The sequence below is a fragment of the Anaerobiospirillum thomasii genome, assembly GCF_900445255.1.
GTDB classification, from domain to species: Bacteria; Pseudomonadota; Gammaproteobacteria; order Enterobacterales; family Succinivibrionaceae; genus Anaerobiospirillum_A; species Anaerobiospirillum_A thomasii.
Genome location: NZ_UAPU01000007.1, coordinates 613,773 through 639,842, shown reverse-complemented (window position 1 = coordinate 639,842; position 26,070 = coordinate 613,773). Strand labels below are relative to the sequence as shown.

Annotated in this window: 20 protein-coding genes and 1 pseudogene; 10 read left to right on the top strand and 11 right to left on the bottom strand. The window is 42.2% G+C overall.

Going from position 1 to position 26,070, the window contains the following annotated elements; all coding sequences use genetic code 11:
• Positions 1–30: 30 nt before the first annotated feature.
• Positions 31–1,113: a class II fructose-bisphosphate aldolase gene (fbaA, locus tag DRZ93_RS10050; RefSeq protein ID WP_113743768.1), complete on the top strand. Its 1,083-nt coding sequence runs from the start codon at positions 31–33 to the stop codon at positions 1,111–1,113.
• A 131-nt stretch (positions 1,114–1,244) separates the two neighbouring features.
• On the opposite strand, the pseudogene DRZ93_RS10045 reads toward fbaA, so the two are convergent.
• A pseudogene (locus DRZ93_RS10045) lies at positions 1,245–2,156 on the bottom strand (flagellin N-terminal helical domain-containing protein).
• Between the two features lie 230 nt (positions 2,157–2,386).
• Positions 2,387–3,397, bottom strand: a complete 1,011-nt coding sequence (gene gap, locus DRZ93_RS10040) for a type I glyceraldehyde-3-phosphate dehydrogenase (protein WP_113746509.1) — start codon at positions 3,395–3,397, stop codon at positions 2,387–2,389.
• Between the two features lie 309 nt (positions 3,398–3,706).
• On the opposite strand from gap, the gene malQ reads away from it, so the two are divergent.
• From malQ to thiI, 7 genes are all read left to right on the top strand, one after another.
• Positions 3,707–5,908 carry a 4-alpha-glucanotransferase gene (malQ, locus tag DRZ93_RS10035; RefSeq protein ID WP_113746508.1) on the top strand — a complete coding sequence of 734 codons (2,202 nt, stop codon included), beginning with the start codon at positions 3,707–3,709 and terminating at the stop codon, positions 5,906–5,908.
• Positions 5,909–5,938: 30 nt separating this feature from the next.
• Positions 5,939–8,128, top strand: coding sequence for a 1,4-alpha-glucan branching protein GlgB (glgB, locus tag DRZ93_RS10030; protein ID WP_113743772.1), 2,190 nt, complete (start codon positions 5,939–5,941; stop codon positions 8,126–8,128).
• Between the two features lie 38 nt (positions 8,129–8,166).
• On the top strand, positions 8,167–10,341 hold the full coding sequence (gene glgX, locus DRZ93_RS10025) for a glycogen debranching protein GlgX (RefSeq protein WP_113746507.1): 2,175 nt from the start codon (positions 8,167–8,169) through the stop codon (positions 10,339–10,341).
• Positions 10,342–10,484: 143 nt separating this feature from the next.
• A complete protein-coding gene (locus DRZ93_RS10020) occupies positions 10,485–11,654 on the top strand; it encodes a 1-acyl-sn-glycerol-3-phosphate acyltransferase (protein ID WP_113743774.1) in 1,170 nt (389 codons plus the stop codon).
• Positions 11,655–11,658: 4 nt separating this feature from the next.
• The gene (locus tag DRZ93_RS10015; RefSeq protein WP_113746506.1) at positions 11,659–12,309 is read left to right on the top strand and encodes a hypothetical protein; all 651 of its coding nucleotides are present in this window, start codon (positions 11,659–11,661) and stop codon (positions 12,307–12,309) included.
• A 10-nt stretch (positions 12,310–12,319) separates the two neighbouring features.
• Positions 12,320–13,069 carry an FKBP-type peptidyl-prolyl cis-trans isomerase gene (locus tag DRZ93_RS10010; RefSeq protein WP_113746505.1) on the top strand — a complete coding sequence of 250 codons (750 nt, stop codon included), beginning with the start codon at positions 12,320–12,322 and terminating at the stop codon, positions 13,067–13,069.
• Between the two features lie 68 nt (positions 13,070–13,137).
• Entirely contained in the window at positions 13,138–14,604 is a 1,467-nt protein-coding gene (gene thiI, locus DRZ93_RS10005) for a tRNA uracil 4-sulfurtransferase ThiI (RefSeq protein ID WP_113746504.1), read from the top strand.
• A gap of 2 nt (positions 14,605–14,606) precedes the next feature.
• On the opposite strand, the gene DRZ93_RS10000 is transcribed toward thiI, so the two are convergent.
• The gene (locus tag DRZ93_RS10000; protein ID WP_113743778.1) at positions 14,607–15,176 is read right to left on the bottom strand and encodes a DJ-1 family glyoxalase III; all 570 of its coding nucleotides are present in this window, start codon (positions 15,174–15,176) and stop codon (positions 14,607–14,609) included.
• Positions 15,177–15,457: 281 nt separating this feature from the next.
• Here DRZ93_RS10000 and DRZ93_RS09995 point away from each other — a divergent pair, with 281 nt between their 5' ends.
• Positions 15,458–15,703, top strand: a complete 246-nt coding sequence (locus DRZ93_RS09995; protein WP_113746503.1) for an AAA family ATPase — start codon at positions 15,458–15,460, stop codon at positions 15,701–15,703.
• A 135-nt stretch (positions 15,704–15,838) separates the two neighbouring features.
• Here the strand turns inward: DRZ93_RS09995 and DRZ93_RS09990 are convergent, their stop codons facing one another.
• The 8 genes from DRZ93_RS09990 to DRZ93_RS09955 form a co-directional block, all read right to left on the bottom strand.
• Positions 15,839–16,522, bottom strand: a complete 684-nt coding sequence (locus DRZ93_RS09990) for a hypothetical protein (protein WP_113746502.1) — start codon at positions 16,520–16,522, stop codon at positions 15,839–15,841.
• Positions 16,523–16,728: 206 nt separating this feature from the next.
• Positions 16,729–17,970, bottom strand: coding sequence for an FtsX-like permease family protein (locus DRZ93_RS09985; protein WP_113746501.1), 1,242 nt, complete (start codon positions 17,968–17,970; stop codon positions 16,729–16,731).
• Positions 17,970–18,641, bottom strand: coding sequence for an ABC transporter ATP-binding protein (locus DRZ93_RS09980; RefSeq protein WP_113743782.1), 672 nt, complete (start codon positions 18,639–18,641; stop codon positions 17,970–17,972). Before DRZ93_RS09980 ends, DRZ93_RS09985 begins: the two co-directional genes overlap by 1 nt.
• A gap of 8 nt (positions 18,642–18,649) precedes the next feature.
• Entirely contained in the window at positions 18,650–19,834 is a 1,185-nt protein-coding gene (locus DRZ93_RS09975) for an FtsX-like permease family protein (protein WP_113746500.1), read from the bottom strand.
• A 2-nt stretch (positions 19,835–19,836) separates the two neighbouring features.
• Positions 19,837–20,871: an LpxL/LpxP family Kdo(2)-lipid IV(A) lauroyl/palmitoleoyl acyltransferase gene (gene lpxL / locus DRZ93_RS09970; RefSeq protein WP_113746499.1), complete on the bottom strand. Its 1,035-nt coding sequence runs from the start codon at positions 20,869–20,871 to the stop codon at positions 19,837–19,839.
• Between the two features lie 84 nt (positions 20,872–20,955).
• Positions 20,956–21,969 (bottom strand): substrate-binding domain-containing protein, encoded by a 1,014-nt coding sequence (locus DRZ93_RS09965; protein ID WP_113746498.1) that lies wholly within the window; start codon positions 21,967–21,969, stop codon positions 20,956–20,958.
• A 212-nt stretch (positions 21,970–22,181) separates the two neighbouring features.
• Positions 22,182–23,117, bottom strand: coding sequence for a site-specific integrase (locus DRZ93_RS09960; RefSeq protein WP_113746497.1), 936 nt, complete (start codon positions 23,115–23,117; stop codon positions 22,182–22,184).
• A 75-nt stretch (positions 23,118–23,192) separates the two neighbouring features.
• The gene (locus DRZ93_RS09955; protein WP_113746496.1) at positions 23,193–23,543 is read right to left on the bottom strand and encodes a restriction endonuclease subunit S domain-containing protein; all 351 of its coding nucleotides are present in this window, start codon (positions 23,541–23,543) and stop codon (positions 23,193–23,195) included.
• Positions 23,544–24,474: 931 nt separating this feature from the next.
• Between DRZ93_RS09955 and DRZ93_RS09945 the strand changes: the two genes are divergently transcribed.
• Positions 24,475–26,070 (top strand): type I restriction-modification system subunit M, encoded by a 1,596-nt coding sequence (locus tag DRZ93_RS09945; protein ID WP_113746494.1) that lies wholly within the window; start codon positions 24,475–24,477, stop codon positions 26,068–26,070.

Sequence of the window (26,070 nt, the reverse complement as noted above, 5' to 3'; positions counted from 1 at the left end):
TCCTATTTTTCTTTTTTCAGGGCTATAAAAATGACCAAGATTTTAGATGTAGTAAAGCCAGGTGTTTTAACTGGTGATGATGTAAACAAATTATTTGCTGTTGCCAAAGAGAATGGTTATGCTTTCCCTGCAGTTAACTGCGTAGGTACAGATTCTGTCAACGCTGTTCTTGAGGCTGCTGCCAAGGCACGCTCAGCTGTTATTATTCAGTTCTCAAATGGCGGTGCTCAGTTCGTAGCAGGTAAGGGCTACAAGACTGAAGTTCCACAGGGTGCTGCTATTTTAGGTGCCATTTCAGGTGCTCTGCACGTTCATAACGTAGCTAAGGCCTATGGTGTTCCTGTTGTTCTGCACACTGATCACTGCGCCAAGAAGCTCCTGCCATGGATTGACGGCCTTCTTGATGCCGGCGAGGAGTACTACAAGGCTCACGGCACTCCATTATTCTCATCACACATGATTGACCTCTCAGAGGAGAGCCTTGAGGATAACGTTGAGTTGTGCTGCAAGTACTTAGAGCGTATGTCAAAGATCGGCATGACTCTTGAGATCGAGCTTGGCTGCACCGGCGGTGAGGAAGACGGTGTTGACAACTCAGACAAGGATGAGTCAGCTCTGTACACCCAGCCACAGGACGTAGCTTACGCTTATGAGAAGCTGAGCAAGATTTCAAAGAACTTCACCATCGCTGCCTCATTTGGCAACGTACACGGTGTTTACAAGCCAGGTAATGTTAAGTTAAAGCCAACCATTCTGCTTGACTCACAGAAGTTTGTTAAAGAGAAGTTTGGTTTATCAGAGGACAAGCCATTAAATCTCGTATTCCATGGCGGTTCAGGCTCAACAGAGCAGGAGATTGCTGATTCAGTATCATACGGTGTTATTAAGATGAACATCGACACTGATACACAGTGGGCCTGCTGGAAGGGCATTAAGGATTACTACGAGGCCAACCGTGACTATCTGCAGGGTCAGCTTGGCAACCCTACAGGTCCTGATGCTCCTAACAAGAAGTACTATGATCCACGTGTATGGTTACGCAAGGGCCAGGAGACCATGGTTGAGCGTGTAATCGAGGCTATCAAGCAGTTAGGCTCAGAGAACTCACTCTAAGATTTGCTTCATTAAATTAATGATACAAAGGGCGCCATACGGCGCCTTTTTTAATTGCTGAGGAGCAGGGTAAGTATCTTCTGGCAATAAAAAAGGAGAGCTTGGCTCTCCTTTGCTCATAGAGTTAAATATTATCTTAGCAGTGATAAAGCCAGCTGAGGTCTTGAGTTGGCCTGTGTGAGCATTGATGATGCTGCCTGCTGAATAATGGTCTGCTGTGACAGTTTAGCAGACTCTTCGGCAAAGTCTGTATCACGGATACGGGCGCGGGCATCAGATACGTTCATAGAAACGTTAGCCTGATTGCGTATGGATGACTCCATACGATTCTGCATTGCACCTAATGAAGCTCTTTGTGAATCAATGATTCCTACGATTTTATCAACTGCATCAATTGCAAGAGCTGCTTTTGACTGAAGGCTTACTGTAAAACCACCATGTGCCTTGTCAAAACCGTCTGAACCGTCATCTTTGAGCTGAGCTGCAGAGGCAAGAGCTGCCATTGTAAAGCCGCTACTATTGAATTTCATAGTGAGGCTATCACCCTTATAAGCGCCAACCTGTATAGTAAGTTCACCTATAGAGTTTAAGAGACCTTTCATCTGATTAGCAGTGCCAGAACCACCAGCAAGCATTTGATCTCCACCAAACTTGGTCTGACAGGCTATACGTGTAATCTCATTTGATAACTGAGTAACTTCCTGCTGAATTGCTTCACGATCCTTGGCATTATTGGTGCCGTTTGATGACTGTACAGCCAAAGTACGGATACGCTACAGCATATTTGTCATTTCATCCATGGCGCCTTCTGCTGTCTGAGCCAGAGCAATACCGTCATTGGCATTACGGTTACCCTGGTTTAAACCGTTGATTTGTGAGGTTAAACGATCGGCAATCTGTAAACCTGCAGCATCATCTTTAGCTGAGTTAATACGAAGGCCTGAGGATAATCTCTGATAGGTGGTATTAAGGTTGTTAGTAGCATTAGTCAGATTGCGCTGACCATTAATTGATGAAATATTGGTATTTACAAACAGGGCCATTTCATTACTCTCCTAAGAAAACTTTTAATATTAAGGCTTAGCTAAGTTAACGGCCGTATAAAAGCTAACTTTAGATAATAAAATATTTATAAATCAAAGAGTTGTGAAAATTTATTCAAATGGAAAGTAATAGGTTGTGAATAAGATCTAAAGAGGGTATTTTTTTATAATGTGATGACATTAAAAAAGAGCGCCTGAGCGCTCTTTTTTAGAATAGAGTCGAAGGATAATTACTTGCCTGACTCTTCCATTGACTTGATTAACTCAAGAACCTTGTTTGAGTAGCCGATCTCGTTGTCGTACCATGATACTAACTTAACGAACTTATCGGTTAAAGCAATACCAGCCTTCTCGTCGAAAACTGAGGTGTGAGTGTTGCCAAGGAAGTCTGATGAAACAACGTCATCAGCAGTGTAGGCCAGAACACCCTTGAGCTCGCCCTCTGAGGCGGTCTTTAATGCTGCACAGATTTCCTCGTAGCTTGCGCCCTTCTTTAATACGCAGGTGAGGTCAACAACTGAAACGTCAGCTGTTGGTACACGGAATGCCATACCGGTAAGTTTGCCGTTTAATTCAGGAATTACCTTACCTACAGCCTTGGCAGCGCCGGTTGATGAAGGGATGATGTTCTGTGAAGCACCACGGCCACCGCGCCAGTCCTTTAATGATGGACCGTCAACAGTCTTCTGAGTGGCAGTAGTTGAGTGAACAGTTGTCATTAAGCCCATCTCGATGCCGAAGTTGTCGTTGATAACCTTGGCCAGTGGGGCTAAACAGTTGGTGGTGCATGAAGCGTTGGAAACGATGTCCTGACCAGCATAGGTCTTGTCGTTAACACCAACTACGAACATTGGTGTAGCGTCCTTTGATGGAGCAGACATAACAACACGACGGGCACCTGCCTCAATGTGCTTGCGGGCCTTCTCATCAGTCAGGAACAGACCGGTTGACTCAACTACGTAGTCAACGCCGATATCGCCCCACTTCAGAGCAGCTGGATCGCGCTCAGCAGTTACACGAACTGTGTTGCCATTTACAACGAGGTTACCGTCAACAACTTCAACTTTACCCTTGAAAGCACCATGCATTGTGTCATACTTTAACATGTATGCCATGTAGTCAGGTGGAAGAAGGTCATTGATACCTACAACCTGAATACCAAGCTCTGGGCGGTAAACAGAAGCGCGGAAAACAAAACGACCGATACGGCCAAAACCATTAATACCAACTTTAATTGTCATTTGATTGTCACCTATAGTAACCTATAAAAATTTACAATATAAATTTACTCTTATTCCGCTCAATGTCAAGATGCGAAAATAAAAATCATCTGATTCTATATGTATTTTTTTTACTGATTTTTTCTGCTATATGGGAAAAACAGGCAATTCCTTATTTTTGTATCCCAAAATGACGCATATGTATACTTTTTGCGTGTCAAATATCACAGGATAACTAATTATACTGACGTTTTTTTCAGCGTGGCTGTACAATATAAAGCATAATAATAAAACTTTAGCTTGGACAAACATTAAAACAAAGTTGTCATTATGAATGATAAGATAGAAAAAATTGAACAGATTGTAGGACTTGCACATTCATATGTAGATGTCTGTAATCAGACTGTAAATATTAGTCAGGAGCACAGAATAAATGCCCTCAAGGCAATGGGCTACGCCACTGATGATGAGGACAGACTGAGCGCTCAGATAAAAGAAAAAGAGTTAAAACCATATGCAGATATAGTTGATCCTGTCTGCGTAATAAGAGATGACGACTTTAATTTTATTTATATCTACGTAAGTGAAGATACAGATGAAAATGCTGTATTTGCCTATGAAATACAACTTGAAGACGGTACTCTTATTAAAAAAAGTATGCCTCTTTATGAAGTTGAGATTGCCTCATACAAAGAACTTTATGGCCAGGTCTATGACAGACGCCGTCTTATCCTCGATAAAAAACTGCCGCATGGCTATCACACCTTCAGTTGCTCTATTGACGATGGCAGAGAGCAGTTAAAATCAATAAACATGTCTTTGATCTGCACTCCTGTAAAATGTTATATGCCAGAGTGTATGGAGCAGGGACAAAGACTGTGGGGTGTTAGTGTACAGCTGTACTCACTGCGCTCAAAGGAAAACTGGGGTATAGGTGATTTTGGCGATCTTAAGAGTCTTGTCAAACATATTGCAAGAAGCGGCGGTCACTTTATAGGTTTAAACCCTCTGCATGCAGGATATCCTGCCAACCCCGATCCTGACATGATAAGCCCATATTCACCTTCATCAAGGCAGTGGCTTAATATTATCTACATCAGAGTTGAGGATATTCCTGAATTTAATACCTGCAAAAAGGCCATAAGTGCCGTGCAGGAAAAGGGCTTTAAGCAAAAGCTAAGAGCATTGCGTGACAGGGAGTATGTAGACTACAGACAGGTTCTGGTTTTAAAGTTGCAGATCCTGCGTCTTATCTTTGATAATGTGCGTGTGGATGACAGACGTACTATACGCGGCCGTAAATTTATAGAATTTATGCAAAAGCATGGTGATGAGCTTATCAATATGGCAACCTATGATGCCCTGCAGGCCCATTACTATGCTAAGGGCGTTGATGCCTGGGGCTGGCAGAAGTTTGACAAGGAATTTGACAATGCAGCCTCGCCTTTTGTAGCTCAGTGGCGCAAGGATCATGAAGATGACGTGCGTTTTTATGCCTATCTGCAGTTTATTGCCGACGAGCAGCTGCATGAGGCCTTTGAGATTTCCAAAAAAGAGGGCATGATTTTAGGTCTGTATCGCGATCTGGCTGTAGGTGTATCAAAGGGCAGCTGTGATGTCTGGTCAGATACAGATCGTGTCTATCGTGACGCCTCGGTAGGAGCTCCTCCTGATCCATTAGGTCCTATTGGTCAGTCCTGGGGTCTGTCGCCTATGGATCCTGACAGTCTTAAGATGGCAGCCTATCGTCCACTTATCAATCTGTATCGACAGAATATGAAATCATGTGGCGCCATGCGTATTGACCATGCCGCAGGTCTTTACAGAATGTGGTGGGTGCCGCTTGGAGAAAATGCCTCAGAGGGGGCCTATGTAAATTATTCAATGCACGATCTTTTAGGTATTATTGCCCTTGAGTCAGTGCGCAGCAGATGTCTTATCATAGCCGAGGATCTTGGCACTATACCGCAGCAGCTGCGTGAAGAGCTTAAAAAGGTTGGTGCTTTGTCCTACAAGCTGTTCTTTGGTGAGATTGCTCATGACGGTGGCTTTATTGCACCAAAGGATTATCAGAGCGTGGCCATGTCGGCCATTACCACACATGACATGCCAACTTTAGTTGGGTGGTGGGGCAATGGCGATCTTACATTAGGTCAGAAGCTTGGGTTGTATACACCTGAGCAGGCAGAGAAGATTGGTCATGACCGCAATATATCCAAGCAGAGAATTTTAGACAGTCTGCACGGACTTCATTCTGTTGGCTCAGAGGTACCGTACAGAGCCTGTGAGATTGAGTCTATGACAGAGGATCTGTGCTTAGGTCTTCAGGTGCATATGTGCCGCGGCTCATGCCTTTTGTACAGCTCACAGCTTGAGGACTGGACCTTTGTAGCCACTCCTGTCAATGTGCCGGGTACATTCAGAGAATATCCAAACTGGAGACGCAAGCTTACATTAAATATTGACGAAATATTTGAAAAGAAATTTGTCTCAAGGCTGACAGCTGCCATGAGCGCTGCCAGGGATGAATAGAATTAGATTTGGTATGGAGTTTAGTTGATTATGTTAATAGATGCATTAAATTCAGCAACATTAAGAAACCCTTTTGAAACTCTCGGCCTGCAGCAAGATGCTGACGGCAAATGGCGCATGCGCGCCTGGATGCCGGGAGCTAAATCTGTAAAAGTGCTGCCTTTAAAGGGGGGCAATGAGATATGCACCTTAAGCTGTATAACTCCAGAGGGTCTGTTTGAAAGTGAAATTGATGTCAAAGAGCCATTTCACTATAAATTCAAGGTTGAATATCCAGATGCCACTATTGACGTAATTGACCCATATCAGTTCAGAGACGAGGCTTTCTACGGTTTATCCACCATGTATGAAAAGCCTGAGAATATCTATAAGACCTTAGGTGCCCAGCTTATTGAAGTTGAAATTGACGGCGTTAAAGTGCGCGGTACCAAGTTTGCAGTCTATGCCCCATCAGCCACCTGCGTAAGCGTCATAGGCGACTTTAACTTCTGGGATGGCCGCCGTCATCCTATGGCCCGTTCATTAATGGGTCACTGGGTATTATTTGTACCAGGTATTGAGCAGGGCAACCGCTATAAGTTTGAGATCAAGGATCCAAACGGCAACAGACTGCCGCACAAGGCCGACCCTGTTGGTTTCTATCACGAGCAGTATCCATCATTTGCCTCTATTGTCTGCGATCAGAAAAACTATCAGTGGAATGACAGCAAGTGGATCAAGAGTCAGCTTAATGACAAGCTAAGACGTCCTATGTCAATTTATGAGGTACACCTTGCCTCATGGAAGAGAAAACAGGATGGTTCATCCTTATCCTACAGAGAGCTTGCCGATGAGCTTGTAGCCTATGTCAAGAATATGGGCTACACCCATATTGAGCTCTTACCTGTCATGGAACACCCATTCTCAGGTTCATGGGGTTATCAGCCAACAGGTCTGTTTGCTCCAACCTCACGTTTTGGCTCAATAGATGATTTTAAATTCTTTGTAGATACCTGCCATCAGAATGAAATTGGCGTGATTTTAGACTGGGTACCAGCCCACTTCCCAACCGATGCTCATGGTCTGGCCCGCTTTGACGGTACACCTCTGTATGAGTATGAGGATCCAAGACGCGGCTGGCATCCTGACTGGAACTCGCTGATTTATGACTTTGGCCGTGATACTGTGCGCAACTTCCTTATTGCCTCAGCTTTAATCTGGCTTGACTACTATCATATAGACGGTCTGCGTGTTGATGCTGTAGCCTCCATGCTCTATTGGGACTACTCACGCAAGGAAGGTGAGTGGGTGCCAAATGTCAACGGCGGCAATATCAACTATGAGGCTGTAAGCTTCCTCAAGTGGTTTAATGAGGAGGTTTACAGAAACTATCCTCATGCCATGACCATAGCTGAGGAGTCAACTGCCTTTACCGGTGTATCACGTCCAACCTTCTCAGGCGGTCTTGGCTTTGGCTTTAAGTGGAATATGGGCTGGATGCATGACTCACTTGAGTACATGAAAGAGGATCCTCTCTTTAGAAAATATCATCATGGCGAGATGTCCTTCTCCATGATCTATGCTTACAATGAAAACTTCGTCTTATCCATATCCCATGACGAGGTCACCCATGGCAAGCATTCACTGCTTTACAAGATGCCAGGAGATGAGTGGCAGCAGTGTGCCAACCTAAGAGCCTTCCTTGCCTATCAGTATGCCCACCCAGGCAAGAAGCTCAACTTCATGGGTACAGAAATTGCCCAGAGCTCTGAGTGGAATCATGACTCTCAGCTTGAGTGGTGGCTTTTGCAGTATGACAAGCATCAGGGTGTCAACAGGCTTATCAAGGATCTTAATACTCTGTACAAGAGTGAGCGCGTCATGTGGGAGAATGACTATGATCCTAAGAGCTTTGCCTGGCTTGATGTTAATGATGCCGAGCATTCTGTTTTTGCTATGCTGCGTACACTGCATGACAAGAGCGGCAATATTGAGGATGAATTTGTAGCAGTATCCAACTTCATACCTGTGCCATATATTGCCTATAGACTTGGTGTGCCGCGTCCTGGCACCTATAAGGTAGTGGTCAATACCGATGACAAGCAGTACTGGGGTTCAGGCTTTGTCACAGGCCCTGAGAAGATGGTTTCATCAAATATCTCATGGCATGGACAGTATCACTCCATAGTGCTTGATCTGCCACCTCTGGCCACTGTATTTATCAAGCGTATAGGTGATTAATAAATTAGGGTAGCTTAAATAAAAAGGGGGTTTGAGCCATGCTTAAATTGCGATCTAATATTCAGTTTTTACATGGCCTTACCTACGGGGCAACACCTACTGAGGATGGGTGTTACTTCGTAATCTGGGCTCCAAATGCCACAGGTATAGTCATTCATTTTTACACCCTGACCGAGCATAAGCTTGGGGCCATTGAGCTCAAAGAGCGCAAGGGCGGTAAATGGATAGGCTTTATCGAAGGGGCTCAGGTTGGCATGTGCTATGCCATTGAGGCTCTGGGTGAGGAAAATATTGATAAGGGCTATTATTTTAAAAAGGGCCGTTTTTTGGTAGATCCTTATGCCAGGGCATTGAACAGACCTTTTAAATATGATGAGGAACTGTATTTAAACAATTCAGAGCAGTTTATACCCAAGTGCATAATAAAGCCTGAGGTTATGGAGTTTGACTGGCAGGGTATAGGCAAGCCTTATGTAGACAGAGAGGGCATCATTCTGTATGAGGCCCATATCAGAAGCATGACCATGCTAAATCCAAAAGTACCGCCACATCTGCGCGGTACCTATCTTGGTTTCTGTCACGAAAGCGTCATTGAGCATCTAAAGCGTCTTAAAATCACCACAGTGCAGATTATGCCTGTAGCTGCGAGCATGTCAGAGCCGCATCTTGTTAAAAACGGCCTTGTCAATTACTGGGGCTATAATCCTGTGTGCTTTATGGCACCAGATCCCCGTTATGCCTGTGATCCAAACAATGTCATAGATGAGTTTAAGACCATGGTGCGCGAGCTGCATCGCAACAATATCTCTGTTATTCTTGATGTGGTGTTCAATCACACAGCAGAGGGCGGCATTGACGGTCCTGTGGTGTGCTACAAGGGTCTTGATGCTATTGGCTATTACTCCTATGAAATTGTCAATGGCAGACGCGATCTGCATCAGTTTTTAAATTATACAGGCTGCGGCAATACCTTTGACTGTGACAACAAGATTGCACTGCGACTTGTCTATGAGAGCATGGTCTACTGGACCAATCAGATGCGTGTTGACGGCTTTAGATTCGATCTTGGTGTCACCCCGGCGCGCGATCATAGAAATACAGGTTTTGAGTTTAACCGCAAATCAAGTTTCTTCAAGCTCTTTACCTGTGACAGATATTTAAATACAGCCCTGCTTATAGGTGAGCCGTGGGATTTAGGTCCTGGCGGCTACAGACTTGGCGGCTATCCTACAGGCTGGTCTGAGCAGAATGATAAATTCCGCGATACAGTGCGTCGCTTCTGGCGTGGCGATCCTGGCCTTACTGCTGTCTTTGCCACAAGACTTATGGGTTCGCGTGATGTCTTTGCCAAGGGGTATCGCTCTATTAATGCTAGCGTCAACTATGTCACCTATCATGATGGCTTTACGCTTGAGGATCTGGTCTCATACAGCCACAAGCACAATGAGCTAAACGGTGAGAACAACAGAGACGGCACTGATGAGAACTTTTCATCCAACTGCGGTGTGGAGGGACCTACAAAAGACAGGGCCATTTTAAAGAAAAGACGTCAGCTCAAGCGCAATTTCCTGGCTACAGTCATTATCTCGCAGGGCATTCCGCACATACTCTCTGGTGATGAGCTGTGCAAGAGTCAAAGGGGCAATAATAACAGCTACTGTCAGGACAACGATCTTAACTACCTTGACTGGACGCACACACAGGAGAAGGAGGATTTAATTAAATTCATAGGCCTTCTGTGCTCACTGCGCAAGCAGTCAAAAGCTATATCAGAGCTTAATCTTGATGATGACAACTTCCATATTCTTGAGAAGAATTATATTGTCAAATGGCGTCTTCCATCAGGGCATCCTGTACGCGATGATGTATGGGAAAGTCCATCATTCAAGAGCTTTTTACTCTATCTTGGCAGTAAGGATATAGATCATGAGCGCTGGTGTCTGCTCTTTAATGCATCAGACAGAGAGGTTATTTTCAATCTGCCAATTACACCGCACAACAAAAAGTGGAGTGCACGTGTGGATACATCAGAGGAGGATGGCATACCGCGCCGTCTGTCTGATGAGTCAGGTCTTAAGGATGTATGTGCCCCATGGAGTCTTAAAATTCTGTATATGGAGACACTTACACAGATACAGGAGTTTGAGACAGGATCAGATCTGCTGCGTCATTTAAACCGTATGACACAGTTAAAGTATGGTAAAAACAGATAGTGTGGCGGCTACATGCTTAAGTAAAAGGTACTAAAAATAATCAAGTACCGCCAATTGAAGCCGAAAGATGCGTTTTTTTCGGCTTTTTTCTAGTATAATGCACAAGTTTAAAAAGGTTTTAAGAGGTTGTAAGAGGTTAATCTATGTCAGTGCAGCGTAACGCTGAAACCAAGCCATTGAGTTCTGAAGATTCAATATTTGATGATATAAGACCATGCAGAGACAGTGAAGTTAAAAGCGAACTTGAAAAGATTTACAATGATGAAGAGCTTATAAGCGGAATTATAAAATTCAGATATCCTCTTTTATCACGACTTGCATCTTTTATCTTAAAACCGCTAATCAGGGCCAGACTTAAAAAATACTGTTCTACCATCAACACCATTGCTGATTTTCAGACAAAGGTTGCAACCTATATGCGCCATATGATGAGTACTACCACAGATGGTGTAGAATTTGTAGGCTTTGATAAATTAGATAATAAAAAAGGCTATCTTTTTATCTCCAATCACAGAGATATTTCACTTGATCCTGCCTTTGTCGATTACGGTCTGCACGAGTGCGGCTTTCAGACAGTGCGTATTGCAATTGGTGACAATCTGCTGCGTACTCCGGCTGCCACTGCCCTTATGCGTCTTAACAAAAGCTTTATTGTAAAAAGAAAGGCCATGTCGCCGCGTGAGAAGCTCAAAGCTATTTTACAGCTTTCATCATATATAGGACTGTCAATTCAGGAGGGGCATTCTATATGGATTGCCCAGAGAGAGGGCAGAGCCAAGGACGGCGATGACAAGACAGAGCTTGCTGTACTTAAGATGTTTTATATGTACGGCCGTGATAAAAAGATGTCCTTTAAGGATTACATGAAGACACTCAATATTGTGCCTGTGTCCATATCCTATGAATATGACCCATCCGATCTGGCCAAAGCCCGTGAGCTTGACGAGCTTGAGCGCAACGGCAGTTATAAAAAGGGTGAGCTTGAGGATATTGATAGCATAGTCAACGGTATCAGAGGTTATAAGGGCCGTGTGCGTATTGTGGCAGGCTCTCCTATTACAGATGAGGTTGAGACCCCAGAGCAGCTGGCATATCTTATTGACAATTTTATCTACAATAATTATGCCATGTATCCATCTGTCATGTACGCTGCAGGACATAAAGACAATTTAAATGCCCAGAGTGTGGATGTCTTTGAAAAGCGCATCAGTCAGATGCCTGAGAATTTACGCAAGCGTGTCCTGTCTATGTATGCAATGCCTTTTGTAAACAGAGAGAAGATAAACAGCCTCAAAGAGAATTACAGGGATTAGACATATGCTTTTTCACCCGCTGTACAATGCAGACGGATCGCTCTCCGTCTTCAGACTAGTATGTCTTACAGTAACAGCCTGCTGTCTGCTATCCTATCCTTTTGTAAAAAATAGCACTCATGGCAGTGAAAGTGCAGATGTCGCACAGGAAGTATCTTCTTCTAAAACCTCGGTTTTAGGCTCATTTATTGAAAGTGATGAGAAAAAGGAGCTAAAAAAACTGCAAAAAATACGCAAAGATGCTCTGGTGGAATTAAAGAGCGGTTTTGATTTTTTAAATTCATGCGGCAATATAAATGCAGGCTTTGAAGGCTGTTCTTTCAAGTTTTCCGAGGAAGTTTTAAAGTTCTACGACGCCAAAGTCACCACAGCCGATGATGGTTTTTCTATTGAACTTAAAGCAAAAAAAGATATACAAAAGGACGAGTGTGTGCAATTTTCTATCAATTCGCTTGGCGAGTTTAAAGCTCTTGATAAAATGAACAGAGCTACTGATAAATGCACGCCCAAGGATTTTGTTAAGAAAAATCTTAGCACAATTTACAGAGCGACAGATTATATTGAGGGGCAGGCGGCACCATCTGGCAGGATACCTGTAGAGGTCAAGACCGCACAGAGCTCATCAAAGCAAAAGGATATTACTTCGATAAACTAGGGAATTATCTATGAAAATTTCACGTAATACAGTTGTGGCTGTAAGTTTTGTTGCAACAGACGAGACAAATCAGGTTGTAGGTCGCACCCAGGCCGGCAAGCCAATTATTGCTCTGGTCGGCCACGGCTATCTCGTGCCAGGTCTTGAAAAGGCCATTGATGGACATCAGCGCGGTGAGGAATTCTCCGTAACTTTAAATCCTGCAGATGCCTATGGCGTTTATGACGAGTCCTTACGTCAGACAGTTTCCATCGATATGTTTGGTGATTACCCTATTGAAGAGGGTGATGTATTTGAAGCTGAAGACTCATCTGGCAGACTGATACCTGTTGTTATCAAGAAGATCAATGAGACCACTGTTGACCTTGACAGTAATCATCCTTTAGCCGGCAAGACAATTACCTTCCTCGTAACTATTGAGGATGTAAGAGCTGCCACTCAGGAGGAGATTGCCCACGGTCACGCCCATCCAAATGGCGTATGCCCATCTGAGAATCAGGGTGGAGGATGCTGCGGCGGTGGCTGCGGTTGCGGCGGACACGGCCACCACCACGGTGAGGATCATGAGTGCTGCGGCGGACATGGCCATCACCACGGTGAGGATCATGAGTGCTGTGGCGGACACGGCCACCACCACGGTGATGATCACGAGTGCTGTGGCGGTCACGGCCATCACCACGGTGAGGATCATGAGAGCTGCGGCGGACACGGTCAGCATGAAGGTCATCATGGCTGCGGCTGTGGCAGACATCAGCACTGATTTATTGTTTAATTTTTAATTTTAAATCCTCTGTCACAAGGCAGGGGATTTGTCATTTTTAAAGATCTATGAAACTAATAGTAAGACTTTTTCCTGAAATATCTATCAAAAGCCGTCCTGTTCGCAACCGTCTTATCAAGCTTTTGCAGAACAATATTATCAATGTAGGCCGTCACCATCACTATGAGTGTCATGTCACTGCACAGTGGGACAAACTTTTAGTGCGTATAGGCGAGGCCTCTGACATGTCTATGCGTGACATGGTCATAAGAGATTTTGGCAGAATTCCTGGTATTCACTCCTTTATGGAAATAAGTGAATTTGAATTTAAGACCTTTGAGGATATTTTTGCAAAGGCAGGCCCTTTATACGGACCTTCTCTTGAGGGCAGAAGTTTTGCTGTACGCGTCAAGCGCAGAGGCAATCATGAGTTTACCTCACAGCAGGCTGAGCGCATGATAGGTGGTATGTTCAAGCAGGGTTATGCCAACAATGGTGTAAGTCTTAACAGCCCTGAGACTACTATCAATATTGAAATAGATCAGGACAGATGCTATCTGATAACTGACAGACACACAGGTCTTGGCGGTTATCCTGTAGGCTCTCTTGGCTCTGCCATGTCTTTAATCTCAGGTGGTTTTGACAGTGGCGTTGCCACCTATCAGGCCATACGCCGCGGCCTTAAGGTTCATTATCTGTTCTATAACATGGGTGGTACAGCCCATGAACTTGGCGTCAAGCAGGAGAGTTATTTTATCTGGGATCGCTTTGCCTCATCCCACAGAGTTAAATTTGTAACTGTTCCTTTTGAGCCTATTGTAGGTCAGATTTTAGAGCGCACCCATCATGGTGTAAGAGGTGTTATTTTAAAACGCATGATGGTGCGTGTAGCCTCGCTTATTGCCTCAAAGCTTGAGTGTGAGGCTTTAGTTACAGGTGAAAGCTTAGGTCAGGTTTCATCACAGACTTTAACCAATCTCTCCCATATTGACAGAGTAAGCTCTATGCTGGTGCTGCGTCCTCTGTCTATGTCAGACAAGCAGGATATTATTGATGAGGCAGAGTTTATTGGTACAGCTGATTTTGCCAAATCCATGCCCGAGTACTGCGGTGTGATATCAGATCATCCTAATGTCTGCCCTAAGGAGTCTTTTGTGCTTGAGCAGGAGGCTTTAATGGATGACAATCTTGTAGAGCAGGCTGTAGAGAGCTGCCGCGTCATGGATATTAAAGATATTCCTGGTGATACACAAAAGCTTGAGACAGAGCTTGAATTTACAGATACCATAGCCTCAAATGAGGTGGTGATTGATGTAAGAGCACCTGATGATGCGCTAAAGACACCGCTTGCAGTTGAAGGATCTGAGGTACTGACTATTCCTTTTTATAAGATTGCCCGTGAGTTTGAAAGTCTTGACAGACTTAAAACCTATGCACTCTATTGTGATCAGGGCATTATGAGTCGCATGCAGGCAGCCCAGCTCAAACAGATGGGCTACCATAATGTCAAAGTCTACAGACCAAAGAGTCTCTAACTTTATTTTGCAGCGCAGCTGTGCAGCATGCCGGCTGCCACTCTGTCAGCTACATCTTTGCCCTCAAGTGCCTCAAGCAGAGCGAGGGCAAAATCAAGAGCATAGGCAGGACCCTGTCCAGTCACCAGTCTTGCATCACTGTCTGTCACCACACCATCTGTGCAGTAATTGATAATGGTATCTGTTTTGCAGCCAGGATAGCCTGTGGCTCTGGCATTGCCAATAAGCCCATGGGTTGAGAGCACAAAGCCTGGAGCGGCGCAGATTGCACCTATATAGCGTCCTGCATTTTTCTGTGACTTTAATTTATTGATTAAAATCTCACAGTCACGGCAGGCCTCAGATCCGGCAAGACCGCCAGGAATTGCAATAAGATCATAATTGTCAGTACAGTCTGCAATATTTTTATCTGTAGTTATAACACTGCCATGAGCCAGTGTCACTGTAGTACGTCCGCTCTCTGCCACTGCAGCCTTTACAACCTTGACGCCGCCACGATTTAGAATATCGGTAATGGCAGTAACTTCAATATCCTCAGAACCATCTGCATAACAGACCAGTGCAGTTGTCATAAAAACTCCTTATATTAACTATTAAGCCTATCAATAGCATGAGTGTATAACACTATATAGGAAAAATCAGCCTTGTGATAAAAATAGACAGGATAGGATATAAATTAACCCAGCCTGACGATACATGCTCTGAGGCTCAAGTAAGTGCTGTGCAATGCTATAATCTACGCACGCCATAATATTTTTATCTTTTATAGCTTTGTAGAATTAAAATTAGCGCCTGGATCTTAAATATGCACAATCCAAATATAAAGCAGGGTAAAAAGCAAGGTAGGGCCTAGATGAAACAAAAATATCTGACATCTGTTTCTGATTTTAAAACAATTATTGAGTCTAAGGCTGTATATGTAGATAAAAGCAGATATTTAAAAGCCATTTTAGATTTTGACCCTGAAAGTTTGGATCAAGGCGATGATATTATGCTTTTTCTAAGACCGCGCCGTTTTGGAAAGACACTTAGTCTGTCTATGATAGAGCACTTTTGCAGGTTAGACTATGATTCCCAGTCAAGTCAGATACAGTTGTAAAATCCTATATCTTTTTATAACTGATCCAAAAAACTTTATACATGCAATCCTGAAAAGCCTTTAACTCGTTTATAGGTTTAAGTTAAAAGAGCGGCTATTTCATGGCAGGGACTCTAGAGCTCAGTTATGTGTAATCTAAAGAGGTCTTTTATTTACTATCTCTATCATAAATGGCTTATTTTCCAAATTAAAATAGACTGATATGCTAAGCTTATGATTATCTAAAAGCTGCTCAATTGTATGCTCTAAAGATATTCCAAATTCAGGGTGGTCTTTATAATTTGTAGGTATATGCTCGTAGTTGTTATCTCTTGTGTAATCTTTAAATAATGTCTGTTGAGTAAGGGATCTTAACTCTTTATTGTTTAATTTTATGCTTGAGCAGTTTTTATCATAAATGGCTGTAATGGACGTGACAACTCCATCTTCAATTTTAATATAAGGTCTGTCACCGCTGCTGTGATTTGAAATTCTAACCTCAATAAATACGCCATCTTTTTGCAAAAGCCTTATAATGCTGCCGCCATCTAAAATGCCCCTGCCATCTTTAGTTAATGACAGATTGGCCCTTGCGGCATAATAATCACTCTGAGAAAAAAAGGTAAAAAAATAAGGCTGTTTATCGCTTATTGACCAGCCATCTTGTATAAGTTTACTTAAGGCGCAGGGCACTGCAAGATGATCGTCATTGACACTAAGAGATAGATCAAGACTATAGATTTTAAAGGCGTTGTTAGCCTTGATATCTTGAGCATAGGTGTTTATAGAGTAAAGTAAAAAGAGAGATATTATAATAATTAAAGGCTTTTTAATTTTCATTGAAATGCTCTTTGCAGTTGCATCTGCAATACTCTTTGTATGATGGCATACATTTTATCAGTCTTTTGACAGGTAAAGAAGCTGTTGCAGATGGTCCTTTCTAAAAGATCCTGCCTTAATTTACTGTACATACAGCCTGATAAGACTACAGCTAAAGCTCAGGCTGTTACAGAGAATATGCAGATTTTGTTTGTGCATATCTAATGTCAGTAGTTAAGACCGTCTACAACATTGGTGCGTGAGGCCTTAAGGGCTGGATATAAAGAAGCTGCAACAGATAAAGACATGGCTGTTGTCACAATAATCATTATGTCAGAGAGCTTTAACTGTGATGGTATAAAGCTTATAAAATAAAGATCCTCATTTAAAAGCACTATACCAAAGCTGTTTTTTAAATATTCTGTAAAAGGTGTCAGCAGTACAGAAAAGGCAATACCTATAAAAGCTCCTATAGCTGTTCCAATAGAGCCTGAGATAAGGCCTAAAAGACAAAAGCTTTTTATAATCTGACTGCGCTTTAGACCCATTGTCAGTAAAATGGCTATCTCTCTTTTTTTCTCTGTCACTGTCATAATAAGATTGGAGATAATATTAAAACAGGCCACAGCCATTACCAGAATCATAGCCAGATACATTATCTGCCTTATCATCATAATATCATTGTAGAGCTTGCCCTGAGAGGTAATCCAGGTGCTAAGTGATGCCCCTTCAGTCAAACCTTTTGCTGCATTGACCACAATATTGCGGGCCTTTAGCAGATCATCTGTTTTTATATGTATGGCATTAGGTCCCTGCAGTGAGGCAAGGTGTAAGGCTTTGTCATAAGCAATATAGACAAGGGAGCTGTCAAGCTCGCCGCCTATCTTTAAAAGACCTGCAACCTTGATGGTAAATTTGACTGAGTGTGAGAGCAGATCAGAGCTTGCCTCACTGCCGGGTTTTACACCAAAGGCTTTGAGTTCATCTCCCACATTGACTTTAAGTTTTTTGGCAAGATTGGCACCAATGATGGCTTTAATCTCATCATTGTCACTGTAAAGCTCAGATAAAGGAGCTGACATAAAGTTCTGTATAGAGACAACCTTACTTTCGCTCTTAGGATCTACACCCATGAGCTTTACAGGATAAAAATCTTTATTGTTAGTTACAACACAGTCAAGCTCCACAGCTGTGGAGAGTGCCTGAATATGGCTGCTTTTACTTAAAATCTCAAGTGTATTGTCACTGTATCTGAAATAATCATTCTGAGCATTTAAAGTGGCATTGGGAATGACTGAAAGTACTCTTGAGTGCAGCTCTCTTTCAAAGCCGTTCATAGCTGAAAGACCTATGATAAGGGCGGCAACACCAAGAGCTATGCCTGTGGTAGAGGCAATGGACATAAAGCGGGCTAAAGGTCCGTACTTTTTTGACAGATAGAATTTTAAGGCAAGTTTTAGACTTAACATCAGCTTATTACCACACCGTCAGACATTTTATAAATAACATCACAGCGCTTTGCAAGTGACATATCATGGGTCACCATGATGACAGTGGTGCCCATCTCGCGCACCAGGGACTCAAAGAGATTGAAAATATTATGGGCATTGCTCTCATCAAGATTTCCAGTAGGCTCGTCTGCAAGAATAATATCAGGATTGTTGATAAGGGCTCGGCCTATGGCCACTCTCTGACGCTGACCGCCTGAGAGCTCTGAGGGCAGATTATCCTTTTTATCAGACAGAGCTACGAGCTCTAACATCTTGCAGGCCTTCTTGTAAGCCTCATCTTTTTTCATACCTGAGATTAAAAGAGGCAGCATAATATTTTCAAGGGCACTAAAATCATTTAAAAGATGATGGAACTGATAGATAAAGCCAAGATGGCGGTTGCGGAATCTGGCCTTTTGCGCTGAGTTTAGAGAGTCAAGGCTCTGCTCTTTAAAGTAAATTGAACCGCTGCTTTTACTGTCAAGCGTGCCAAGTATATGTAAAAGTGTGCTTTTACCTGAGCCTGACGGACCTGTAATGGCACAGAGCTTTTTCTCTTCAATTTCAAGATTGACGCCGCGCAGTACCGGTGTTTCTATTTTGCCCTCTTTATAGGTCTTATAAAGATCGCTGACTTTTAAAATAATCATAAAAACTCCTAGCTGTGGGCAAGATTGGTAATGGCATCTGCTTTGCCGGCCTTATAGGCAGGGTAGAGTGAGCACAGGGCACACAGCAGCAACGTTGACAGTGCTATAAAGGCTATGTGTGCTGCACTTATAAATACAGGCAGAGTGGCAGCATGGGACAGGGCATTTATACCAAGCACTGAGGTGATAAATGAGGCATTGTAGGCAAGAGGCACTCCTGCTGCAATGCCAAGTGACACACCTAAAACACCATAGGTAAGTCCCATGAAGATAAAGATCAGAATAATTTTAAAACTGCCAAGACCCATGGTTTTTAAAATGGCAATATCGCCCTTGCGTGAGCTTACCATCATGGTCAGGGCCGAGAGTATATTAAAGGCGGCCACTACAATAATAAGACAGAGCATAAGCGACATGGAGATACGCTCCATACCCACAGCCTTGAAAAACTCTCCCTGAGTGTCGCGCCAGTCAGAGTAGATAAGTGAGCTGTCTATATTTTCAATCACACTTTGAATAGTAAAAGGGTCTTTTAAAAACATCCTGTAGTAGTGCTCATTGCCAGGTATTCTAAAAAGTGATCTTACATCTGCAAGATTTGATTTTAGAACATACTGCCCCTTAAGCGCTCTGTCATAATTGTAATCGGCAATAGTAAAATTTCTCTGTCGTGGGGTCAGACCTAAAGGACCGTAGGATGCATTGAGTGTAGATATAAGACGTACCTTGCCATCTGGGGTGAGGTTAAAGTCATCAAGAAACAGAGCATTGACCTCAAGCCTGTAGCTTTTTTCCTTAAGTATAGGATTTATATAATCATCAAAGTAGTAGTCAAAATCAGCACGCTTTTTGACAATCTCGCCCTGACCCTGCAAAGTGACTATGCCTATACCAAAATTGCTCTGCACCAGAGCTCTGCCTTCAAAAAAGGGAGCATAGCCTAAAATTTCTTCATTTTGTGCAAAGATTTTCTCAGCTGCAGCTTCATCTGCCTTTATAACAAGATGGGCTGTAGAGCCAAGTACATTGTTTTTAAGTTGCAGCTCAAGACCCTGCATGACAGAGCTTACAACTATAAGGGCCATGACACCTATGGCAATACCAAAGGTTGAGATCATGGCAACAAAGAAGGCAAAAGTATTGGAGCGCCTTTTAAGGCTGTAGCGCAGGGCGGTTTTTATAAGAAAAAGCATAATTATGATATATCTGGATAACGCGGCATCTCACCTTCAGGGGCAGTCTTGAAGCGGCGGTGCATCCACAGATACTGCTCTGGTGCCATTGATATGATGTCCTCAAGTATTTTATTGCAGCGTGCTGTATCAAAAACCTCATCCTCACCTGGAAAGTTTTCAAGGGCATCTTTGACATAAAGATGATAGCCATCAGCTTTGCGTATGGTAAAGGCAGGCTGTACTATAACACCTTTGACCTTGGCCAGATCGTGGGTGCCTGTTACTGTAGCTGCTTTATCCACACCAAAAAAAGGTACAAAGACCGAGGCTTTGATACCATAATCCTGATCAGGGGCATACCATATAGGATGGCCCTGCATCAGAGCTTTGATCATAGAGCGCGGATCCGATCTGTCAATTAAGGCAAGATTGGAGCGCAGACGGCCTCTGACCTGAATATACTCCCAGACAGGATGATCAGATGCTCTGTAGACACCAACACCTGGTTTTATTAAAAGGGCATAGAGTCTTGCCATAATCTCAAGGGTGACAAAATGGCAGGTAAAAACTAAAGTACGGGTATTGGCAGCAGCCAGCTGACAGGCTTTTTTCTGCTCATTTTCAGCTATATGGGCAAGCTTTAACAGTCTTTTATCTGACCAGAACCAGGCTATGCCTGTTTCAAACAAAGCCATGCCTGAGTTTTCAAAAATATCATGTATAAGTTTGTCTTTTTTAGCCCTGTCCATGTCAGGAAAGGCCAGATCCATATTGCGCTCTAGCACATAGGCACGTGATTTCATAAAGCGCTGCATCAGATGGCCAACAGTTCTGCCCAGACCTAAAATGGCGCGGTATGGCAGCAGGGTTACGCACAGATATAAAGTGATGATGGCAGCCCATGAACCCCAGAAGACAGGGTGGAGCATTCTTAACTCAAATTTAGCCTGACTGGTGGCACCTTTGCCCCAGCCGTTTCTTGATATGGTATTTCTATGACTTTTGGCTCTTTTTTCGTAGGACGTATGAAGTTGTATCTTTTTTTTATCGGACATATTTTGCCTGTAAATTTAAGTTCTTAGCAACCTAAAGTATACAGGATAGAGCATGTTTTGTAAAAAATAAAAGGCAGGTGCAGCCTAGTTGGCAACACTAAGATCTCTTACTGATTTTCTTTGCACCAGTGAGATGTCAAAATGGTTTTTTTTGATATGTTTTTGCTTGAATAAAGCAATGGACATCTCTATGGCAAGACAGGCAATCTGATCCACAGGATGGTGCACAGTGGTCAGTGGCGGATTGGTACAGCGGGCAAGATAGAGATCATCAAAGCCTACAACTGAAATATCCTCAGGTATTTTATAGCCAGCCTCGGTAAGGCGGGCCATGGTGCCGGCTGCAAGATAATCGTTATAGCAGGCCACAGCAGTAAATTTATGGCCCTGCTGCATTTTTTCTATAAGCTCTGAGGCAGCATCAAAACCACCTTCAAGATAAGGCTCACGCAGCACAATAAGTGATTCATCCATTTTTATATTGTTCTCTAAAAGGGCTTTTTTAAGACCCTCAAGGCGCTCGGCGGCGTCGGCAATAGTATGGGATGAACCTACAAAGGCTATTTTTTTATGTCCCTTTTTAATAAGCTCCTGACCTACAAGATAGTAGCCTGATACGTTGTCGATATTTAAACAGCGCTCTTCAAAACCCTTTAAAGTGCGGTTGATTAAAATCATGGTAGGTACTTTTTGCATATAGTGGGACAGTTTCTCATCGTCAATACGCAAAGCGTGGACAATCATGCCTCGGCAGTTGCGTGAAATAAGATTATCTATAGCCATAATCTCACGCTGCTCATCATGAAAACCCTGAGTTACGATAAGAGAATTACCACTTTGTCTTGCTGCATTTTCACAGTATTTAACCATAAGACCAAAGTAGGGATCGGACAGGTCAGAGACTACAACACCTATGGTTTCACTGTCCTGATGGGCAAGGGCACGGGCATTGGCATTTAAAACAAAATCAAGCTCCTTCTGGGCCTTGAGCACGGCCTCACGGGCCTTGTCACTGACCTTGCTTGATCCGTTTAAAACTCTTGAAACTGTAGCGACAGAGACATTAGCTATTTGCGCTACGTCACGAATAGTTGCCATGAAAAAAATATAACCTTGTGCCTGTATTTAGTGGTAACGTTTACATTCTATATGATAAGCTTTTGCAAATATGTGATAAATATAGAAAATTTAATAAAAAGTAAACGATTGAGCAATTGACAAAAGTTGAAAAATTGAAAACTTTGTTGATTTTTTGCACTGTTGCGCACAAATTTGAACAGTGCAAAGGCCTCATCATGGAATTGTGACGACTAACTTAAACTTGATAAGGATCGCATCACAAGATCAACGTCCTGGTTTTCAAGTTCATGGATAATGTGCAAATAGGTTTTTTGTGTGGTGTTCATGCTGGCATGACCAAGGCGTCTTGCCACACTGGCAATTGTGACACCTGCAAAGAGCAGTAATGAGGCATGGGTATGCCTAAGACCGTGAATGGAGATTTCAGGTATTTTAAGTTTACTGCAGTGTCTACTAAGAATATCATTGACTGTAGTGTTATACACCTGCTGTCCCTCCTTGATGAAAATTGGCTTGTCAGGATCTTTATCCTTTAAAAGCTCTGAGAATTGAACCACAACCTGCCAGTCAATTTGAATTTTTCTTACAGATGATTTGTTTTTAGTTGGCATAAAGCCGCCTTCCTTGTCTTTGTAGTTCCAGGTTTTATTGATAGACAGAGTCTGATGTGAAAAGTCAAAGTCCTTTGGGGTTATGGCAAGAGCTTCTGAAAAGCGAATACCTGTTTTAGCAACAAGCAGAATAAACCAGTCCCAGGTAATTTTGGAGCCAAGGTGCAATGACTTGAGCAGAGTGTGCAGTTCAAACTGATTTAGATATTTGATCTTTTTACTGCCAGGCTGTCGGCCTTTGATGATGACCTTGCGTGTCGGATCTCTATCAATCAGTCCTTCATCCACAGCATCCAAGATGGCACCTTTTAGCTGATGATGAAAGTCCATAGTAGTCTGACGCTCATGCTCCTGTGCATAGTCATTTAAAAGCTGCTGATAGTTGATGCGGCTTAAATCCTTAAGTGACAGAGTAGGGATAAGCCTTTCAAGCCAGCGTAGTGTCATATGGTATTTGTTGAGCGTTACTTTGCGAATGGCACCCTCCTTATAAACCTTGATCCATTGCCTGTAGTAATCTATAAATAGCGTATTGCAGGTTATCTTGTCTAACATATTACTGCCCTCATGTTGTAAGTGATAAAAATGATGAAGCCTTGATATATATAACGACGGGTAAAAATTGAGTTTTTACATACGCTGATGAAGGGTAATAAGGTTATCTAATTTAGTTAAAAGGTAAGAAATCTTAACTTGCTCTCTAGTAGATGGAAATATGACAAGGCCTTTTAAGGCATTTGCACTAGAAATTTTCATGTCATTTTTTGCGCCCTTATTTACTAGAGGGTGAAGATATTTATTAAGCCTTGAGTCTAGTTGAAAGTATTCTTGTATAAAACTTGCATAAGTATTTGATTTAACGCTATAAACTGCGTATAGAGTAGAAACTATTCCTGCATCACCTTTATTAACCCTAATTATTCCATATGGATTTGATTTTAAAGGTGATTTTGTATATACAACGTCGCCTTTATTAACCACCCCATATTTTTCTAAAGAGTCTCCAGCAAAAGATCTTCCGTGAAATTTTATCTGGTTAATAATTCCAAACTCACCTGATACAGATAGAACATCTTCCCTTAAAAATATGTTATTGATATTTTTTTGATTAGATACATCTAAGTAGTTGTTTAACCTACGCTGTTCCCAAGTGTAATTGAAATTAGTAATATTACTTATGTAACTTTAAGTTTTAAAGTAAATAATTAAAATTCACATACGCTGATGAAGGGTAATAAGATTGTCTAAACAGTTAAAGAGTGTACATATTTTTAATTGCACATCTAGGTTAGGAACACAGACCGGCATCTTAAAAAAAGACTTTGGCTGTACCCTTTTTGCTTTTCTACTGCCATCAGCAATCATCCCATGTTTTATATAAAAATTTGGTCTAGCCACATAATGATACAGAAAGAATGGATTAATACTATGACAATCAAATGCCGGTAAATCCAGCGTCGATTCAAAGCCTTCTAACTCACTTGGAATAACTGCAAAAGCTCCATTTAAAAAGTCTAACTTGCTATAAATAAATTGATTTTGATGCCGAATATAGTACTGGGTACTGTTACTGCCCAAATCATATTTTGGAATAACACCTTTACCCCATAATTTTACAGTGAGCTTTTGGGCTCTATGCCCTTTGTTTCCTTTTTCATGACTCTCTGTTACTAACTCACCAATATTACGCTGTTCCCAAACTTAATAGCTAATCTTTGATAACATATATTTATTACTTGAAGTTTTTATAAGTATTAAAATTTATTACCTAATAAAAAATTGCTATTTACATCTAATCGAGATGATTGGTAAGTTTAATCTTAGAAGGTAATTGTTTTGCTACTTTGCGCAAACTATGGTGTATAATTTTATTGTATGATTGTCCTGTTTTTGTGTTTCCTGAGGAATTTTTATGTCTGACTCTACCAACCTTTTACCTGTGCTGTGGTCATGCGCAGATGTGCTTCGTGGCAAAATGGATGCCAACGAATACAAGAACTATCTTCTTGGTCTGGTTTTCTTTAAGTATTTGTCAGACAGTTATTTGTGTAAAGTATATGACTTTGTAGAAAATTCCAAACCAGAGTCAATGGAAAAGGCTCTTGAGGTGTATGTTCAGGCATATAACGACAGTGATGCGGCCGATCTCCTCTCAGAGCTCAAAGACTCGTGCCACTATACTCTTGAGCCAGATCTTACTTTTACAAGTATCTTAAGATCAGTAAATGAGAATACTTTTACCAGAGAAGTATTAAAAAGGGCATTTAATAAGATTCAAGAGTCAGATTCACTGTTTAACCATCTGTTTGATGATGTTGACTTGTATTCAAGTAAACTTGGAGCTAGTGATCACAAGCAATCTGCTACTATAGCTGAGCTTATCAAGGTTCTTGCCGACGCCGATCTTATTAATACACGCGGTGATGTACTTGGCAATGCCTATGAGTATTTAATTGGACAGTTTGCATCTGAGACAGGTAAAAAGGCCGGTGAGTTTTATACTCCTCATGGTCCAGCTCAGATCTTATGTAAAATTGCAATGTTAGGCCAGGAAGATAAAAAAGGCCTGCAGGTTTATGATCCTTGTATGGGATCAGGCTCCTTACTTCTAAGCTGTAAAAACTATAGTAATCACCCTGATTTTATTAAGTACTATGGTCAGGAGTTGATGACATCAACCTTCAACCTGGCAAGAATGAACATGTTCCTGCATTCAGTACTTCCAGAAAATCAGCATTTAAGAAATGGTGATACTTTAGATGCTGACTGGCCTACAGATGAAGAGACAGAGTTTGATCTTGTAACAATGAATCCTCCATATTCATCAAAATGGTCTGCTGATCCTGGCTTTAAGACTGATGAGCGCTTTATGGATTATGGCGGCGCTCTTGCTCCTAAATCAAAAGCAGACTATGCCTTTTTACTGCATGGCTTCTATCATTTAAAGCAGACAGGAACAATGGCCATTGTTCTTCCTCATGGTGTTTTATTCAGAGGAGCAGCAGAGGGGACTATAAGAGAGATATTACTTAAAAAGGGAGCCATTTACGCTGTCATTGGTCTGCCGGCTAATATGTTTTTTAACACATCAATTCCAACCTGCATCATAGTATTGAAGAAACACAGAGAAGGAAGAGATGTTCTGTTTATTGATGCATCAGATCTGTTTAGTAAGGAAAAGAAGCAGAATGTGATGCATGATGAGCATATAAATCAGGTTATAGAGTTATACAAAAACCGTACTAATGTTGATAAGAGGGCTTATCTAGCTTCATTTGAAGATATTGAGGCAAATGACTTTAATCTGAATATACCTAGATACATTGATAACAGTGAAGAAGAAGATCCTATTGATATTGTTGAACTGACTACAAGCATTACAGAAACTGATTATGCTATTAAAGAAGCAACAAATGAACTTATGGCTATGATTGACGATCTCGATGACAGTACACCTGAGGCTAAGTGCGCTATAGAGAGTTTACGTAAAATCTTTGCAGGTGTCTAA